Below are 15733 nucleotides of genomic sequence, written 5' to 3' on the forward strand. Positions count from 1 at the left end.
TCTTAAGCGACCTGCACCGGAATGGCATTACTGGTATGGCTGAGTTCATTGCCGGGCGCCATATACAGCATGCGCGGCTTGAAGCTGGCCAGTTCGGCCTCGCTGTAGTGCGCATAGGCGCAGATGATCACGCGGTCGCCGACTTTGGCTTTGTGCGCCGCCGCGCCGTTCACCGAGATGATCCGCGAGCCTTCCTCGCCACGGATGGCGTAGGTGGTGAAGCGCTCGCCGTTGTCGACGTTGTAGATTTGAATCTGCTCGTATTCGCGGATGCCGGAAAGGTCCAGCCACTCACCGTCGATGGCACAGGAACCTTCGTAATCGAGCACCGCGTGAGTGACTTCGGCGCGGTGCAATTTGGCCTTGAGCATGATGGCGTGCATGGTGGTTTCCTTAGCGGGGCCATAAACGGCGGCTGAGTTTGCCCGAACCCTGAGGGGCGATCAAGGCCGCGGGCGGTGTGCCTTCAGGCGGATTCTTCGAGGTCGAACGCGAGGTTGTCGATCAACCGGGTACTGCCAATAAACGCTGCGGCGAGAATCACCAGCTGGCGGTCGTTGGCCTCGGCTGGGCGCAGGTTGTCGGCTCTGCGGATTTCCAGATAGTCGGGGCGAAAGCCTGCATGCGCCAGCTCGCCTTTGCCTTGCGCGATCAGCTTGGCGAAGTCGCGCTCGCCGGCCTTGATCGCCGTGGCCATCTGCTTCAGGCAGCGATAAATCGCCGGTGCCGCCGCGCGCTGGGCGTCGTCCAGATAACCATTGCGCGAAGACAGGGCCAGACCATCCTCGGCCCGCACGGTCGGCTCGGCAATGATCTGGACCGGCATATTCAGGTCACGCACCAGGGTGCGAATCACCGCCAGTTGTTGGTAGTCCTTCTGGCCGAACACCGCCAGATCCGGCTGCACCATCTGGAACAGCTTGCTCACCACCGTGGCGACGCCGTCGAAATGGCCTGGCCGGCTGCCGCCGCAGAGTCCTTCGGACACACCGGACACGTGGACCAGCGTTTGTCCGGCCATGCCGTCGGGATACATCTCCTCGACGCTGGGGGCGAACAGCAGGTGGCAGCCGGCCTGGATCAGTTTCTCCTGATCCGCGGCGAGGGTGCGCGGGTAGCTCGCGAGGTCTTCCTTCGGGCCAAATTGCAGCGGGTTGACGAAGATGCTCGCGACCACGAAATCGACGCGTTGGGCAGCCTTCTCCACTAGCGCTGCATGGCCGGCGTGCAGATTGCCCATGGTCGGCACCAGGCCGATATCCTTGCCTTCGGCGCGGGCTTGGGCGACTGCGGCACGCAGCTCGCGGACGGTGGTAACCGTGTTCATGCAGAGAATCCGTGTTCGGCGGTGGGGAAGGACAGGTCTTTGACGGCCTTGACGTAGGCGGCGAGGGCTGCCGGGATGCTCGGCTGGCCGTCCATGAAGTTCTTCACGAACTTGGGGGTGCGGCCGCTCAGGGACAGGCCGAGCATGTCGTGCAGAACCAGCACCTGGCCGTCGGTGGCGTTACCGGCGCCAATGCCGATCACCGGAATCTTCACCGCCTGGGTGATTTCCGCCGCCAATTCGCTCGGCACGCACTCCAGCAGCAGCATGGCCGCGCCGGCTTGTTCCAGGGTCATGGCATCGCAGCGCAACTGGCGGGCCTGGGCTTCGCTGCGACCCTGGACCTTGTAGCCGCCGAAGACGTTCACCGCCTGCGGTGTCAGGCCAAGGTGGGCGCATACCGGCACGCCACGCTCGACCAGCTGACGGATCGGCTCGGCCAGCCAGGCGGCGCCTTCCAGCTTGACCATATGCGCACCGGCCTGCATCAGCGCGGCGCAATTGTTGAAGGTGTGTTCGAGGGTGGCGTACGACATGAAGGGCAGATCGGCAAGAATCAGCGCGCCCTGATTGCCGCGTTTGACGCTGGCAACGTGGTAGGCCATATCGGCGACGCTAACCGGCAAGGTGCTGTCGTGGCCTTGCAGAACCATGCCGAGGGAATCGCCTACCAACAGTACTTCGACTCCGGCCTGGCAAGCGGCCTGGGCGAAGGTGGCGTCATAGCAGGTAAGCATGGCGATTTTCGCGCCGCTCTGCTTGAGGCTTTGTAGGGTGGTCAGGGTAACGTCAGGCATCACAGTCGTCCTCTTGGCGCCTCGCGCGCATCGGAGCGGGGCAACGGGACGCCTATAGTCCTGATGGGGCGGGGTGAAGTCAATTGCAGGTGTTACCGAGTTGTTACTGGCGTTACCGCCATAGTCACGGCGACTTAAAGGCGCTCCAGGCCCTGGAACGGGCAGGCACTAAGCAGCTCGCTGAGCCGCCGGCCATCCGCCAGCTGCAGGTCTGGAGCAAGCTCGGCCAAGGGGTAGAGGACAAACGGCCGGGCGTGCATATGGTAGTGCGGCACCTTGAGCCTGGGTTCGTCGAGCAGACGCTGACCAAACAGCAAGATGTCCAGGTCCAGTGTGCGTGGTCCCCAACGCTCGGCCTTGCGCTGTCGACCCTGGTTCAGTTCGATGGCCTGCAGGGCGTCGAGCAGCTGCAACGGCATGAGCCTGGTATCCAGTGCGGCCACGGCATTGACATAGCGCGGTTGCTCGGGCGGACCGAGCGGGTCGCTGGCATAAAATGACGATACGTTGACCAGTTGCGACTGCGGTAGTTGCGCCAGCGCGCCGAGGGCGTCGCGCAATTGGTCAAGCGGCTCGGCCAGGTTGCTGCCGAGGCCTATATACACCCGTTCCATCATTCGCCCGCTGGGGTCGGAGCGCCGTCGCTGCGCGGCCCACGCCGGCGGTTACCGCCGCGCCGACGTTTACGCGGTGCTGCGTTGCTTTCGTCCTGGTTGCTGCTGAGGTCGCGGATCATGCTGCGGCGTTCGCTGTCGCTACAGTCCTGATAATCCGTCCACCAGTCACCCAGGCCGCCGGTTTTCTCGCCGGCGCTTTCGCGCAGCAAGAGGAAGTCGTAACCGGCACGGAAACGTGGGTTTTCCAGCAGCAAGTCGGCGCGTTTACCGCTACGGCGTGGCAGGCGTTCCTGCATATCCCAGATTTCGCGGATCGGAATGGTGAAGCGTTTCGGCACGGCAATACGCTGGCACTGCTCGCTGATCAGCTCATGGGCGGCCTCCTGCATGGCCGGGAGCGGCGGCATGCCGCGCTCCTGCAGTTGCGCCACGCGTGCGGGTAACGCAGGCCAGAGCAGGGCGGCGAAGAGGAATGCCGGGGTTACCGGTTTGCCCTGCTGGATCCGCAGGTCGGTGTTGGCCAGTGCCTGGCTGATCAAGCTGTGGGCATAGTCGGGGTTGCGCTTGAGTGCGGCGGCGCTGGCCGGGAACAGCGGGGCGAACAGGTCGTACTCGAGCAGCAGCTCGAAGGTGCGCTCGGCATAGCCGGCGAGGAACAGCTTGAGCACTTCATCGAACAGGCGCGCCGAGGGGATTTCCCGCAGCATCGCGGCCAGACGCGGGATAGGCGCGGCGCTGTGCTTCTCGATGTCGAAGTCCAGCTTGGCGGCGAAACGCACGGCGCGCAGCATGCGTACCGGGTCTTCCTGGTAGCGTTGTTCGGGGTCGCCGATCAGGCGGATCAAGCGGTTACGAATATCGTGCACGCCACGGGCGTAGTCGAGGATGTGCTCGCCGGTAACGTCGTAGTACAGCGCATTGATGGTGAAATCGCGGCGCTGAGCGTCGTCCTCCAGGCTGCCATAGACATTGTCACGCAGGATGCGGCCGCTCTCATTGCGCGAAGACTGGTTGCTGTCTTCATCGTCTTCGCTCTGCGGGTGATTGGCGCGGAAGGTCGCGACCTCGATGATCTCGCGGCCGAAATGCACGTGCACCAATTTGAACCGACGGCCGATCACCCGCGCGTTGCGGAACTCGGCCCGCACTTGCTCGGGCGTGGCGCTGGTGGCGACGTCGAAATCCTTGGGTTCGATGTCCAGCAGCAGGTCGCGTACGCAACCACCGACCAAATAGGCCTGGTAACCGGCGTTTTGCAGACGCTCCACGACGCTGACCGCGTAGCGGCTGATTTGCCCGCGGCGTAACGGATGCTGGCGATTAGTCAGCACTTCAGGGGTGCTGCGCAGGTGTTTGGCGCGGCGCAGGGGGGAACGCAAAGACTGGAACAGCTTTTTCAGCATGGGATGCACTGTTTGACGGAATGGTCGGCCAGAATAGGAAATGACCGCATGATAGGCGCGGATTCTAGCATTGAGTCGGGGGATGGTGTAGGAAGCTGCGAAGGGCTGTCAAAGCGGGAGCTGTCAGCGCTTGGGAGGGCGAAGCTACTGGGGGAGCCGAGGCTCCCCCCCAAGTAGGTGCGTGCTTTGTTTTTATTATTATGTCGGGCTTGTTGTTTTTGTTGATTGCCCCGTTCCGTCGGCCTAGTGGCTTCAGGAAAAACTCCCAATGTGGAAGTCAATAGCAAACGGATTGCTTTGGATGCTGATGCAGCCATGATCATGTGATCCAACCAGTTCGGGCTCTGCCTTGGGGCAGTTTTGTTATTCTCGGCCTGGTTGTGGGGCAAGCCCCAAAGGCAATTCCTCTCCAAAAGAATCAGTTAGCTGCGCCCCCCCGCGGTATTGTTTTTGTTGTGCTGGAGTCGGTACGTCTTATTTTTATTGTCTTTTACAGTGCTTGTTATTGTTGTTGTACCAAACATATAGCAGGAGCCGTGCCAGTTTTTGTGATTCCTTGTAAAACAAGGGCTTGAGCGTTTTTAGGGGTGGCTGGCAGGCATAAAAAAGCCGGGTTCTCGTTACCATAAGACCCGGCTTTTGTTACGAGATGTTGAGGGGGTAACAGTGCGTGGAACCAAAAAGTCGCGCAGCTGTCACCACCGTTACGCCTTAGTTGCCGATCACCGCTCCAGTTTTACGGCGCGGGATGCCCAGGCGCTGGCGGCGCTCCCACAGGCACTTGCGGCTGATGCCGAGTTTGCGCGCCAACTCGGTCTCGGTCATGTGGTCTTGGTGCTCGAGGACGAAATGCTGGAAGTAGTCCTCCAGGGACAAATCTTCCGTGGGTTCGTGAGCATTACTGTTGTTGTGCTGCACGGGGGCGCCGAGGAAGTCGTCGTCTTCCAGGTCATCCAGTTCGATATCGATACCCAGCAGCTCGGCGGAGATCTCCGAACCCTCGCAGAGGATGACTGCGCGCTCGATGGCGTTCTCCAACTCGCGCACGTTACCCGGCCAGGGGTAATGCCGGATGGCTTGTTCCGCGTCGTGGGCGAAGCGCAACTCGCTGCGACCCATCCGCGCGGACTGGCGGGCCAGGAATAGGCCGGCGATCTCGCTGACATCGGCGCCGCGCTCGCGCAAGGCGGGCAGTTTCAGGGCGATGACATGCAGGCGGTAGAACAGATCCTCACGGAACTGCCCGGTTTTGGCCAGGGTCTTGAGGTCGCGGTGGGTGGCGGCGATCAAACGCACGTCGACCTTTTGCGATTGCACCGAGCCGACCCGGCGAATCTCGCCCTCCTGCAGCACGCGCAGCAGGCGGGCCTGGGCTTCCAGTGGCAGTTCGCCAATCTCGTCGAGGAATAAGGTGCCGCCGTCAGCGGCTTCCACCAACCCGGCACGTCCGGCGCTGGCGCCGGTGAACGCACCTTTTTCGTGACCGAACAGTTCGGACTCGATCAAGGTTTCCGGGATCGCCGCGCAGTTCACCGAGATCATCGGTGCCTTGGCGCGTTTGGAGAGATTGTGCAGGGCGCGCGCGACCAGTTCCTTGCCGGTGCCGGACTCGCCTTGGATCAGCACGGTGGAGTCGGTCGGAGAGACTTTACGGATCTTGCTGTACAGCTCCTGCATAGGGGTGCAGGAACCGATGATGCCAATCTCGCCGTTGCTAGTGTTCGCGGCTTTTTCGCTAGTGCGACTGCCATTGGCACTGCTGCGTTCGCTCGGCACACTCTTGGCGTCTTGCCGGTCGCGCAGAATGCGGGCGACAGCCTGGAGCATTTCATCGTGATCGAAGGGTTTGGCGATGTAGTCCACCGCGCCCATCTTCATCGAGTCCACCGCCGAGCGCAGGCTGGCGTAGCTGGTCATGATCAGCACCGGGGTGCCTTGGCCGAGCTTGATCAGCTCGGTGCCGGGGGCGCCGGGCAGGCGCAGATCGCTGACGATCAAGTCGAAGCTGGGGATGCTGAACCGCTCTTGTGCTTCCTGCACCGAACCGGCTTCGCTGACCTCATATTGGTTGCGTTCCAGAAGGCGGCGCAGGGCCGAGCGGATGATGGTCTCGTCTTCGACGATCAGAATATGTGGCATTAATTCAGTTCTCTCGACGGTCTCTGGTCACTGCGGACGTCGCTTCGACATGCCGCGGTAAAGTTACCCGAATACGGGTGCCGCGCTGGTGCTCGGGATCGGCCGGGCTGTCGATGGTGATTTGCCCATAATGCTCTTCCACGATTGAATAGACCAGTGCGAGGCCCAGGCCCGTCCCTTTGCCTGGGTCTTTGGTGGTGAAGAAGGGTTCGAACAGGCGATCCATGATGGCCTTCGGAATGCCCGTGCCCTCGTCCTCGACTATGAGGTCAACGGTATGCTCGCAGGCCTCGCTCTTGACCCGGATAGCGCCGCCCGGTGGCGAGGCGTCGCGGGCGTTCGAGAGCAGGTTGATCAGCACTTGCGCCAGGCGTTGCGGATCGCCCTCGGCCCAGTGCTCGGGATCGCAGAGGTTGAAGAACTGCACTTCGACACTGCGCCGATTGAGCGACAACAGGCCGATGGCGTCTTGCGCCACTTCGGCCAGGCAGACCGGCTCCTCCGCCTGCTGGCGGGCGCCGGCGTGGGCGAAGCTCATCAATGATTGCACGATGCGCGAGACGCGTTTGGTCTGTTCGATGATCTGACTGCTGATCTCGCTCAGCTCGCCGTCACCTTCACGTTCCTCGCGCAGGTTCTGCGCCAGGCAGGCGATGCCGGTGATCGGGTTGCCGATCTCGTGGGCGACCCCGGCGGCCAGGCGGCCGATGCTGGCCAGGCGCTCGGAGTGCACCAGCTTGTCTTCCAGCATCTGGGTTTCCGTGAGGTCTTCGACCAGCAGCACCAGGCCGGTGTTACCGGGCGCCAGCGGTTCGTCGATGGCGGCCTTGTGCAGGTTGAGCCAGCGGATCTGGCCGTCGAGCGCCAGGCGTTGTTTGTGCAGGTGCTCGTCCGGCAGATTGATGAAGCCTTCCAGCAGGTCTTTCCACGGCTCGCCGAGGGTCGAGAGGCGCGAACCGACCACGCGCAGCGCGGCGATCCCGGTCAGATCCTCCATGGCGCGGTTCCACATGAGAATTTCCTGATCCTTGGCCAGCGAACACACGCCCATCGGCAGCTCTTGCAGGGTCTGCCGGTGGTAGCGGCGCAGCGCGTCCAGCTCGGCGGCCAGGCCGGTGAGGCGCGAGTGGTAATCCTCCAGGCGGCTCTCGATGAAGTGGATGTCTTCGGTCACGTAGCTTTCGCTGCCGGATTTGTAGGGCAGGAAGGTTTCGACTATGTCCTGGGCCACGCTCGGCCCCATCAGGCCGGAGAGGTTGGCCTCGATACGGTCGCGCAGGCGGCGCAGGGCGTAGGGGCGGTTTTCGTCGAAGGGCAGGTGCAGGTCGCGCAAGGCCTGTTCGACCTCGCGCTGGGCGGTTTTTGCCCCCAGCGGCTTGGCCAGTTGGGTGGCAAATTCCTGTGGCGACACGGCCAGCAGTTCGCGGCGTTGTGGGCGGCGCACGTTATCCACCGCACAGGCCTCGGCGGCACTGACCTCCTCGGGGCTGGCTTCGGTGAACAGCGAGACCAGGGTGAAGACCAGCACGTTGGCGGCCAGCGAGGCAATCGCCGCCAGGTGCCAACTGGTGTCGTCGAGCACGTAGATGACATTGAACAGCGGCAGGTAGAAGCCCTGAAGGTTGCCGATCAGCGGTAGCAGCATGCTGGTCAGCCACACGGCGATCCCAGCCAGCAGACCGGCGATAAAACCACGGCGGTTGGCGGTCGGCCAATACAGCACGGAGAGCACGCCGGGAAGAAATTGCAGGGTGGCGACGAAGGCGACTATGCCGAGGTTGGCCAGATCCTGCTCGGCGCCGAGCAGCAGATAGAAACCGTAGCCGGCGGCAATGATGGCAATGATCAGCGCGCGTCGCGTCCACTTCAGCCAGCGATAGATATTGCCTTCGGCAGGCGGTTGATACAGCGGTAGCACCAGATGGTTGAGCGCCATGCCGGAGAGCGCCAGCGTGGTGACGATGATCAGCCCGCTGGACGCCGATAGGCCCCCGACATAGGCGAGCAAGGCCAGGGTGTCGTTGTTCACCGCGATGCCGATGCCGAGGGTGAAGTATTCGGGATTGGTGGTGGCGCCGAGTTTCAGTCCGGCCCAGAGAATCAGCGGCACCGCCAGGCTGATCAGCAGCAGGAGCAGCGGCAGCCCCCAGCTGGCGCTGACCAGGGCGCGCGGGTTGAGATTCTCGGTAAAGGTCATGTGATACATGTGCGGCATCACTATGGCCGAGGCGAAGAACACCAGCAGCAGGGTTCGCCAGGGGCCTTCCTGCAGCGGCGTGTGCAGGGCGGCGAGGGTGGCCTGGTTCTGCAGCAGCCAGAGCTCCAGCTCATGCGGCCCGCCGAACACTCCATAGAGTGCGTAGAGGCCAATGCCGCCGAGGGCCACCAGCTTGACCACCGATTCGAAGGCGATGGCGAATACCAGGCCTTCGTTCTTGCCGCGGGTGGCGATATGCCGGGCTCCAAACAAAATGGTGAACAGCGTGATCAGCGCGCAATAGCTCAGGGCCACGCGCGCCTGCACCGGTTCGCGGGTGAGAATGCCGATCGAGTCGGCCACCGCTTGGAACTGCAGCGCCAGTAACGGCAATACCCCAATCAGCATGAATAGCGTGGTCAGTGCGCCGGCCCAGGTGCTGCGAAAGCGAAAGGCAAACAGGTCGGCCAGTGACGACAGTTGATAGGTGCGGGTAATGCGCAGGATCGGGTAGAGCAGTACCGGCGCCAGCAGGAAGGCGCCGGACACCCCGAGGTAGCTGGCGAGGAAGCCGAAGCCGTACTGATAGGCCAGGCCCACGGTGCCATAAAAGGCCCAGGCGCTGGCGTAGACCCCGAGCGAGAGGGTGTAGGTCAGCGGGTGAGTGATGACCCAGCGCGGTATCAGCCCGCGTTCACTGGTCCAGGCGACGCCAAACAGCACCAGCAGATAGGCGGCGCTGATCAGAATCAGCTGACTTAGGCTAAAGCTCGTCAGCATCGGGTTGGCTCTGCAGGATAAAGGTCACCACGATGAGGATCAGCCACAGCAGGTAGGGGCGGTACCAGGCACCGGTAGGGTCGATCCACCAGTCCATGATGGCGGGGGAGAACAGATAGATCCCCACCACCAGAAGTAAGACCAATCGGTAGATGTACATGCCGTGTCTCGTGTCAGGGATGCTGCGATGTTAACGGAAGGACGCTGGAAGCTGGAAGCATTGGCGCAGTAGGGCGGATAAATCGTGCCGGGATTGATTCGTCCTTGGTTAGGGCGATGGCTCGTAACAGGTTGCGGTATGCAACCGACAGCGTCAGTGCAACTGCGCTTCGGCCAAGGTGCGGCTGCGCGGAATGCGGCTGGCGTCCCAATGCTGGATGCTCCAGCTCAGCAGCTCATGGGGGCGGGCGTCACTCAACTCGCCAGGGACGCTTTGGCCGAGGCTGTGCAGGGCGCGGATCAACAGCGGTGCGGCCTGATCCGCGGGCAGCGGCGGTGAGCGGTAGGACTTGCCGAGCTTATGGCCGTCCGCTTGGATAATTAGCGGTATGTGCAGGTAGCGCGGTTGTGGCAGGCCGAGCAGTTCCTGCAGGTAGAGTTGTCGCGGTGTCGAGTCGAGCAGATCGGCGCCGCGGACCACATCGGTCACGCCTTGCCAGGCATCGTCGATGACCACGGCCAATTGATAGGCGTAGAGCTCGTCGCGGCGACGGATCACGAAGTCACCGACCTCGCGGCCGAGATGCTGGCGGAACTCGCCCTGCACGCGATCGGCAAAGTGATACTCCAGCTCCGGTACGCGTAGGCGGATAGCCGCGTCGTGCCGGGAATGCCCGGCAGTGCGGCAGAAGCCGGGGTAGATGCCGTGATGGTCTGCCAGTTGTTTACGTGAGCAGGTGCAGGCGTAAGCCAGGCCCTGGCTGAACAGGCGATCGAGTACCGCGGTGTAGGCCGCATACCGTTCGCTTTGACGGATCAGTTCGCCGTCCCACTCGAAGCCGTAACTTTCCAGGGTTTTCAGGATGGCCGCCTGCGCGCCCGGCACTTCCCGGGGCGGGTCGAGATCCTCCATGCGCAGTAGCCAGGTGCCGCCACAGGCTTTGGCGTCGAGATAGGACGCCAGCGCCGCGACCAGAGAGCCGAAGTGCAGGTAACCGCTGGGAGTCGGGGCGAAGCGCCCGATATAGGCAGGCGTGTTCATGCGCAGGGACTGCTAGAAACGAAGCGGGGCGCTTGAGCGCCCCGTTCAGAGATCAGGAACCGATCTGCTTTTCTTTGATTTCCGCCAAGGTTTTGCAGTCGATGCACAGGGTGGCGGTAGGACGGGCTTCCAGGCGACGGATGCCGATCTCGACGCCGCAGGAGTCGCACCAGCCGTAATCGTTGTCTTCGATCAACTGCAGGGTCTGGTCGATCTTCTTGATCAGCTTGCGTTCACGGTCACGGGCACGCAGTTCCAGGCTGAACTCTTCTTCCTGGCTCGCGCGGTCGGCCGGGTCCGGGAAGTTGGCGGCTTCGTCCTGCATATGATGCACAGTCCGATCGACTTCCTGCATCAGCTCCAGCTTCCACTTCTCCAGGATATTGGTGAAGTGGGCGCGCATGGGGTCGCTCATGTACTCCTCGCCCTTCACTTCTTTATAGGGTTCGAAGCCACGATTCAGGTCGTTCTTTGCTTTTGCTTTGGTGGGCATGGATGACCGCCTCTTAATCTCTCTAATCCACTGCGCAGGATGATGTCCATTGCCGTCATTTTGCCGGCCCTGCGGCTGCAAGCGGGCGAACTTACCAGATCGCCCCCGGCCGCGCCACTCCCGGATGTCGTGGTTGCTGCTGTTTACCCGGATGGTTGGTTAGAATCGCCTTCTTAACTCATATAAAGGAAGGTTCATGATCCCGTCCTACAGTGCTCGCAGCCGCGCGATCGAACCCTTTCACGTGATGGCACTACTCGCTCGGGCCAATCAATTGCAGGCGGATGGTCACGACGTCATCCACCTGGAGATCGGCGAGCCGGACTTCACCACCGCCGCGCCGATCATCGCCGCGGGCCAAGCCGCGCTAGCCGCTGGGCATACCCGTTACACCGCGGCGCGGGGTTTGCCGGCGCTGCGTGAAGCCATCGCCGGCTTCTATGCGCAACGCTATCGGTTAAGCATAGACCCCGAACGCATTCTCATTACTCCCGGTGGCTCCGGTGCTTTGTTGTTGACCACCAGCCTGTTGGTCGACCCCGGTAAGCATTGGTTGCTGGCCGATCCAGGGTATCCCTGCAACCGGCATTTCCTGCGTCTGGTCGAAGGCGCCGCGCAGTTGGTGCCGGTGGGGCCAGAGGTGCGTTATCAATTGACCCCGGCGCTGGTCGAGCGCTATTGGGATCATGACAGTGTCGGTGCGCTGGTCGCCTCGCCAGCCAACCCGACCGGTACCCTGCTACAGCGCGACGAACTGGCCGCGCTCTCCAGCGCGTTGAAGGGGCACGGCGGCCACCTGGTGGTGGACGAGATCTACCACGGCCTGACCTACGGCGTAGAGGCGGCCAGCGTGCTGGAAGTGGATGACGAGGCGTTCGTCCTCAACAGCTTCTCCAAGTATTTCGGCATGACCGGTTGGCGCCTCGGCTGGCTGGTGGCGCCACCGGCAGCGGTGCCGGAGTTGGAGAAGCTGGCACAGAACCTCTATATCAGCGCCTCGAGCATGGCCCAGCATGCGGCGCTGGCCTGCTTCGAGCCCGCTACTTTGGCGATCCTCGAAGAGCGCCGCGGCGAGTTCGCCCGGCGGCGCGACTTCCTGCTGCCGGCCTTGCGCGAGCTGGGTTTCGCTATCGCGGTCGAGCCGGAGGGCGCCTTCTATTTATATGCGGACATCAGCGCTTTCGGCGGTGATGCCTTTGCCTTCTGCCGACACTTCCTGGAAACCGAACATGTCGCCTTTACCCCGGGGCTGGATTTCGGTCGCTACCAGGCCGGTCATCATGTGCGTTTCGCCTACACCCAGAGCCTGCCGCGGCTACAGGAGGCGGTCGAGCGGATTGCCCGCGGCCTGAAGAGCTGGCGGCCCTGATGCGTTTCGTTCCGGCGCTGCAGCAAGGCCGGCTGTTGCGCCGCTATAAGCGTTTCCTCGCCGATATCGAAACCGCCGATGGCGAGCCATTGACCATCCACTGCCCGAACACCGGCTCGATGCTCAATTGCATGGTCGAGGGCGGGGCGGTCTGGTTCAGTCGCTCGAATGATCCCAAGCGCAAGCTGCCGGGTACCTGGGAGCTCAGCGAAACCCCGCAAGGGCGGCTGGCCTGTGTGAATACCGCACGGGCCAACCCCTTGGTCGAGGAGGCGCTGAAGGCTGGCGTGATTGCCGAGCTGGCCGGCTTCACCGCGCTCAAGCGTGAGGTGGCCTACGGCCAGGAAAACAGCCGGATCGATTTTCGCCTGGACTACCCGAGCGGCCCGGCCTTCGTCGAAGTGAAGAGCGTCACCTTGGGTTTTACGGGTTCGGCGCTCGCAGCCTTCCCCGACGCGCGCACCGAACGCGGTGCCAAGCACCTGCGCGAGCTGGCGGCCCTGGCGCGTCAGGGCGTGCGCGCGGTGCAGCTGTATTGCGTGAACCTGTCGGGGATCGACGCGGTGCGTCCGGCGGCGGAAATCGACCCGGCTTACGCCGCCGCGTTGCGCGAGGCGCAGGCGGCGGGCGTCGAGGTGCTGGCTTATGCCGCCGAGTTGTCGACGCAAGAGATTCGCCTCACCCGGCGGCTCGAGGTGCGGCTGTAAGCTGGATTTCTGCGCAAACGGCTCGAGCCAGCCCAACGCGGTACTGCCCTATGCCGGCAATTCGACCCAGATACCGGCGGCGTCCTCGTGACAGGCCAGTGCGTCGAGCGCTTGCCCGGCGCAGGGGCCGGCCACGCATTCGCCGGAGTCGATCAGAAAGAGTGCGCCGTGGGTGGCGCATTGGATCAGGCTACCGCTGTGGTCGAGGAATTGATCCTCCAGCCATTCGAGCGGCACACCGCGGTGCGGGCAGCGATTCTGATAGGCATACACCTGGCCGTCCTTGCGCACCGCCAAGAGTTTGAGTCCAGCCAGTAAGAAGCCCCGGCTCTGGCCTTCAGCCAGCTGTTCCGGGGCGCAGAGAAATGCCATGGTCGCCTCCACGTGAGCGGCGGATTATCCCGCTCGCGTGGGTTGGGCGAAAGTCAGATTTCCCAGATCAGGTTGATCGCCGCGTGTCGGCCCGGTTGCGAGAAACGGGTGATGCCTGGGTTGAGGGAGGTCAGGCCGCGCACATCGCCCCACTGCCAGTACTCCTTGTCGGTGAGGTTGAACAAGCCGGCGTTGAGCGAAAACTCATCGGTCACTTGCCACCAGCCGTTGAGGTCGAGCAGGCCATAGCCGGAGGGTTGGAATTGGTTGGCAGTCTGGGTTTCGTCCACCCGTTGTTTGGCGGCCACCAGAGTCCAGCTCAGATCGCCACCATACTGGCTGTTCGGTGCGGTATAGCCGAGGCCGAATACGCCTTTGAGCGGGTCGACGCTGTTGATCGGCTCGCCGCTGCCTTCATCCTTGCCGCGGGCATAGGCCACGGCACCCATGGCTTTCCAGCCGTCCGGTAGCAGCCCCAGTTGATCGAGGAACAGCTCGCCCTTGGCCTCGGCGCCACGGATGGTCACGCGATCGCGGTTGATGTACTGGAACTCGCCGAAGGGGAAGCCGGACACTGTCGAGGGGCGGTTGATCTGTTCGATGAAGTCCTCATAGCGGTTATAGAACAGCGCCACGCCGAAGCTGCCGACGTGGTATTGGCCGCGCAAGCCCAGCTCGTAACTGTCGCTGCTCTCGGCTTTCAGGTTGGTGTTGGCGAGGGTGCGATACAGTCCGGGGTTGACGAACTCGCCAAAAATTTCCACCGCCTGGGGGGCGCGGAAGCCGGCTGCGTACTGGCCGTAGAGGCTATGGAAGTCGTCGACCTGGTAGGTCACGCCGAATTTCGGCGAGATGGCCGAGTCGCTGAAATCGCTGGGGTTGGCATCGGTCGCTTGGCTGTTCAGGTACTCGTCGGTGACGTGTGGCTGCATCTCGTAGCGGTCATAGCGCACCCCTGGCAGCAGGGTCCAGCGGCCGATGGCGATGCTGTCCTGGACGAACAGCGCGTACTCATTGGTGGTCGGGTCGGGGAAGTCGCTGGTGGGCAGCACCGGGGTGGTGCGGCCGGTAGCCAGCACGGTTTCCCCGCCTTCGCGTAGATCGGAGTTGTTCAAGCGCTTGAGGTCGACACCATAGGTAAGGTCATGCTGGCTCGAACCCAGGGCAAAGCCTTTGTCCAGTTGGCTGTTGAACACCCAGAGCTTCTCGTTGTAGTGCGAATCACGGGTGCGAAAGCGCGGTTGTGCGCCGACGATCCGGTTTTCGTAGGTGCGCTGGCGGGTCTGGCTGTCTTGATGGCTGAGCTGCGATTGCACCCGGTCAGCCAGCGGGCTGTCGAGTTGCAGGCTGTGATTGAGCGAGAAGCGCTCGCGGTCGACGCTGTCCCTGGCGTCCTGCGTGCGAATGGTGGCGCTGGAGCTGTAATTGCTCAGCACCCGGGTGTCGACCTCATCCTGATAGCGCTCGTAGGTCAGTTGCAGGCGCGCCCCTTCGGCGTAGTCCCAGCCCAGCTTGCCCAGCAGGTTGTCGGTGCTGTAGTCGAGCGGATTGGCCTCCTCGCGTGCGCTGCCAATCCCGTCGTTGCCGCCGTGCGTGTCAAGCGCCTGGCCGGTGCGTCGGCCCAGATGCAGCAGCACGTCGACCTGATTCTGGCGGCCGGCCAGGGTGGTGCTACGCAGCCAGCTGTCATCCGAGCCGTCGTAACCGGTTTTCAGGCGAGCGTAGGTGTCATTGCCGTCCTCCAGGTAGTCCGCTGCATCCTTGGTCAGAAAACTCACCGCGCCGCCGATGGCATCGCTGCCATACAGCGAGCTGGCGGGCCCGCGGATGATTTCCACCTGCTTCACGCTATTCGGGTCGACGTAGTCGCGTTGGGCGCTGAGGAAGCCGCCGAAGGAAAACGTGTTCGGCAGGCTCACGCCATCGACCTGGGTCAACACCCGATTACCGCCGATGCCGCGAATGGTGAAGCCCGACAGGCCGAAGCGGCTGCCGCTGCCGCCCACCGAAACCCCCGGCTCATAGCGCACCAGATCCTTGATGTTCTTCACGTTGTGCTGGTCGATGTCGCGCTCGGTCAGCACCGAAACGGTACTCGGCACCTGATCGAGGGTCTGCTCGTTACGCGTAGCGGTGACCGTGACGGTATCGAACTGGGTCGCGGCTTTTTCTGCAGCAGAGGCCATTGATGGCGACAGCAGAAGCAGTGCGAGCCAGGAACGGCGGGAGAAGGGTGGGTGTTTGGACATGGACGGGCTCCTGAAGCGAGAACGTGCAGGTGACTTCGGTGGCCACCGGTTTGGCATCGGCGGCAGACGGTAGCGAGATTGA

Annotated in this window: 14 protein-coding genes; 2 read left to right on the forward strand and 12 right to left on the reverse strand. The window is 62.9% G+C overall.

The window, feature by feature from the left end:
- Positions 1 to 2 precede the first annotated feature (2 nt).
- The 10 genes from panD to dksA form a co-directional block, all read right to left on the reverse strand.
- Complete coding sequence (panD, locus tag FFS13_RS17865) at positions 3 to 383, reverse strand: aspartate 1-decarboxylase (RefSeq protein WP_119956178.1); 381 nt, start codon at positions 381 to 383, stop codon at positions 3 to 5.
- Positions 384 to 466: 83 nt separating this feature from the next.
- Positions 467 to 1327, reverse strand: coding sequence for a pantoate--beta-alanine ligase (gene panC / locus FFS13_RS17870; protein WP_137820403.1), 861 nt, complete (start codon positions 1325 to 1327; stop codon positions 467 to 469).
- On the reverse strand, positions 1324 to 2124 hold the full coding sequence (gene panB / locus FFS13_RS17875; protein WP_137820404.1) for a 3-methyl-2-oxobutanoate hydroxymethyltransferase: 801 nt from the start codon (positions 2122 to 2124) through the stop codon (positions 1324 to 1326). The genes panC and panB overlap by 4 nt, the downstream gene beginning before the upstream one ends.
- 134 nt (positions 2125 to 2258) lie before the next feature.
- Positions 2259 to 2738, reverse strand: coding sequence for a 2-amino-4-hydroxy-6-hydroxymethyldihydropteridine diphosphokinase (gene folK / locus FFS13_RS17880; RefSeq protein ID WP_137820405.1), 480 nt, complete (start codon positions 2736 to 2738; stop codon positions 2259 to 2261).
- Positions 2738 to 4144, reverse strand: a complete 1407-nt coding sequence (locus FFS13_RS17885) for a polynucleotide adenylyltransferase PcnB (RefSeq protein ID WP_137820406.1) — start codon at positions 4142 to 4144, stop codon at positions 2738 to 2740. Before FFS13_RS17885 ends, folK begins: the two co-directional genes overlap by 1 nt.
- A gap of 711 nt (positions 4145 to 4855) precedes the next feature.
- Positions 4856 to 6283 carry a sigma-54 dependent transcriptional regulator gene (locus FFS13_RS17890; protein ID WP_137820407.1) on the reverse strand — a complete coding sequence of 476 codons (1428 nt, stop codon included), beginning with the start codon at positions 6281 to 6283 and terminating at the stop codon, positions 4856 to 4858.
- A gap of 4 nt (positions 6284 to 6287) precedes the next feature.
- Complete coding sequence (locus tag FFS13_RS17895) at positions 6288 to 9260, reverse strand: sensor histidine kinase (protein WP_137820408.1); 2973 nt, start codon at positions 9258 to 9260, stop codon at positions 6288 to 6290.
- Positions 9244 to 9420, reverse strand: coding sequence for a hypothetical protein (locus FFS13_RS17900; protein ID WP_137820409.1), 177 nt, complete (start codon positions 9418 to 9420; stop codon positions 9244 to 9246). The genes FFS13_RS17895 and FFS13_RS17900 overlap by 17 nt, the downstream gene beginning before the upstream one ends.
- A gap of 153 nt (positions 9421 to 9573) precedes the next feature.
- The gene (gene gluQRS, locus FFS13_RS17905; RefSeq protein WP_137820410.1) at positions 9574 to 10461 is read right to left on the reverse strand and encodes a tRNA glutamyl-Q(34) synthetase GluQRS; all 888 of its coding nucleotides are present in this window, start codon (positions 10459 to 10461) and stop codon (positions 9574 to 9576) included.
- A gap of 52 nt (positions 10462 to 10513) precedes the next feature.
- Entirely contained in the window at positions 10514 to 10954 is a 441-nt protein-coding gene (gene dksA, locus FFS13_RS17910; protein ID WP_137820411.1) for an RNA polymerase-binding protein DksA, read from the reverse strand.
- A gap of 196 nt (positions 10955 to 11150) precedes the next feature.
- On the opposite strand from dksA, the gene FFS13_RS17915 reads away from it, so the two are divergent.
- Positions 11151 to 12323: a pyridoxal phosphate-dependent aminotransferase gene (locus FFS13_RS17915; RefSeq protein WP_137820412.1), complete on the forward strand. Its 1173-nt coding sequence runs from the start codon at positions 11151 to 11153 to the stop codon at positions 12321 to 12323.
- Positions 12323 to 13030 (forward strand): DNA/RNA nuclease SfsA, encoded by a 708-nt coding sequence (sfsA, locus tag FFS13_RS17920; protein WP_137820413.1) that lies wholly within the window; start codon positions 12323 to 12325, stop codon positions 13028 to 13030. The genes FFS13_RS17915 and sfsA overlap by 1 nt, the downstream gene beginning before the upstream one ends.
- Before the next feature lie 48 nt (positions 13031 to 13078).
- Here the strand turns inward: sfsA and FFS13_RS17925 are convergent, their stop codons facing one another.
- On the reverse strand, positions 13079 to 13402 hold the full coding sequence (locus FFS13_RS17925; RefSeq protein ID WP_137820414.1) for a Rieske (2Fe-2S) protein: 324 nt from the start codon (positions 13400 to 13402) through the stop codon (positions 13079 to 13081).
- Positions 13403 to 13455: 53 nt separating this feature from the next.
- Entirely contained in the window at positions 13456 to 15651 is a 2196-nt protein-coding gene (locus FFS13_RS17930) for a TonB-dependent hemoglobin/transferrin/lactoferrin family receptor (protein WP_137820415.1), read from the reverse strand.
- Positions 15652 to 15733 lie beyond the last annotated feature (82 nt).

This window comes from Pseudomonas sp. 2FG (genome assembly GCF_005502935.1).
GTDB lineage: Bacteria > Pseudomonadota > Gammaproteobacteria > Pseudomonadales > Pseudomonadaceae > Aquipseudomonas.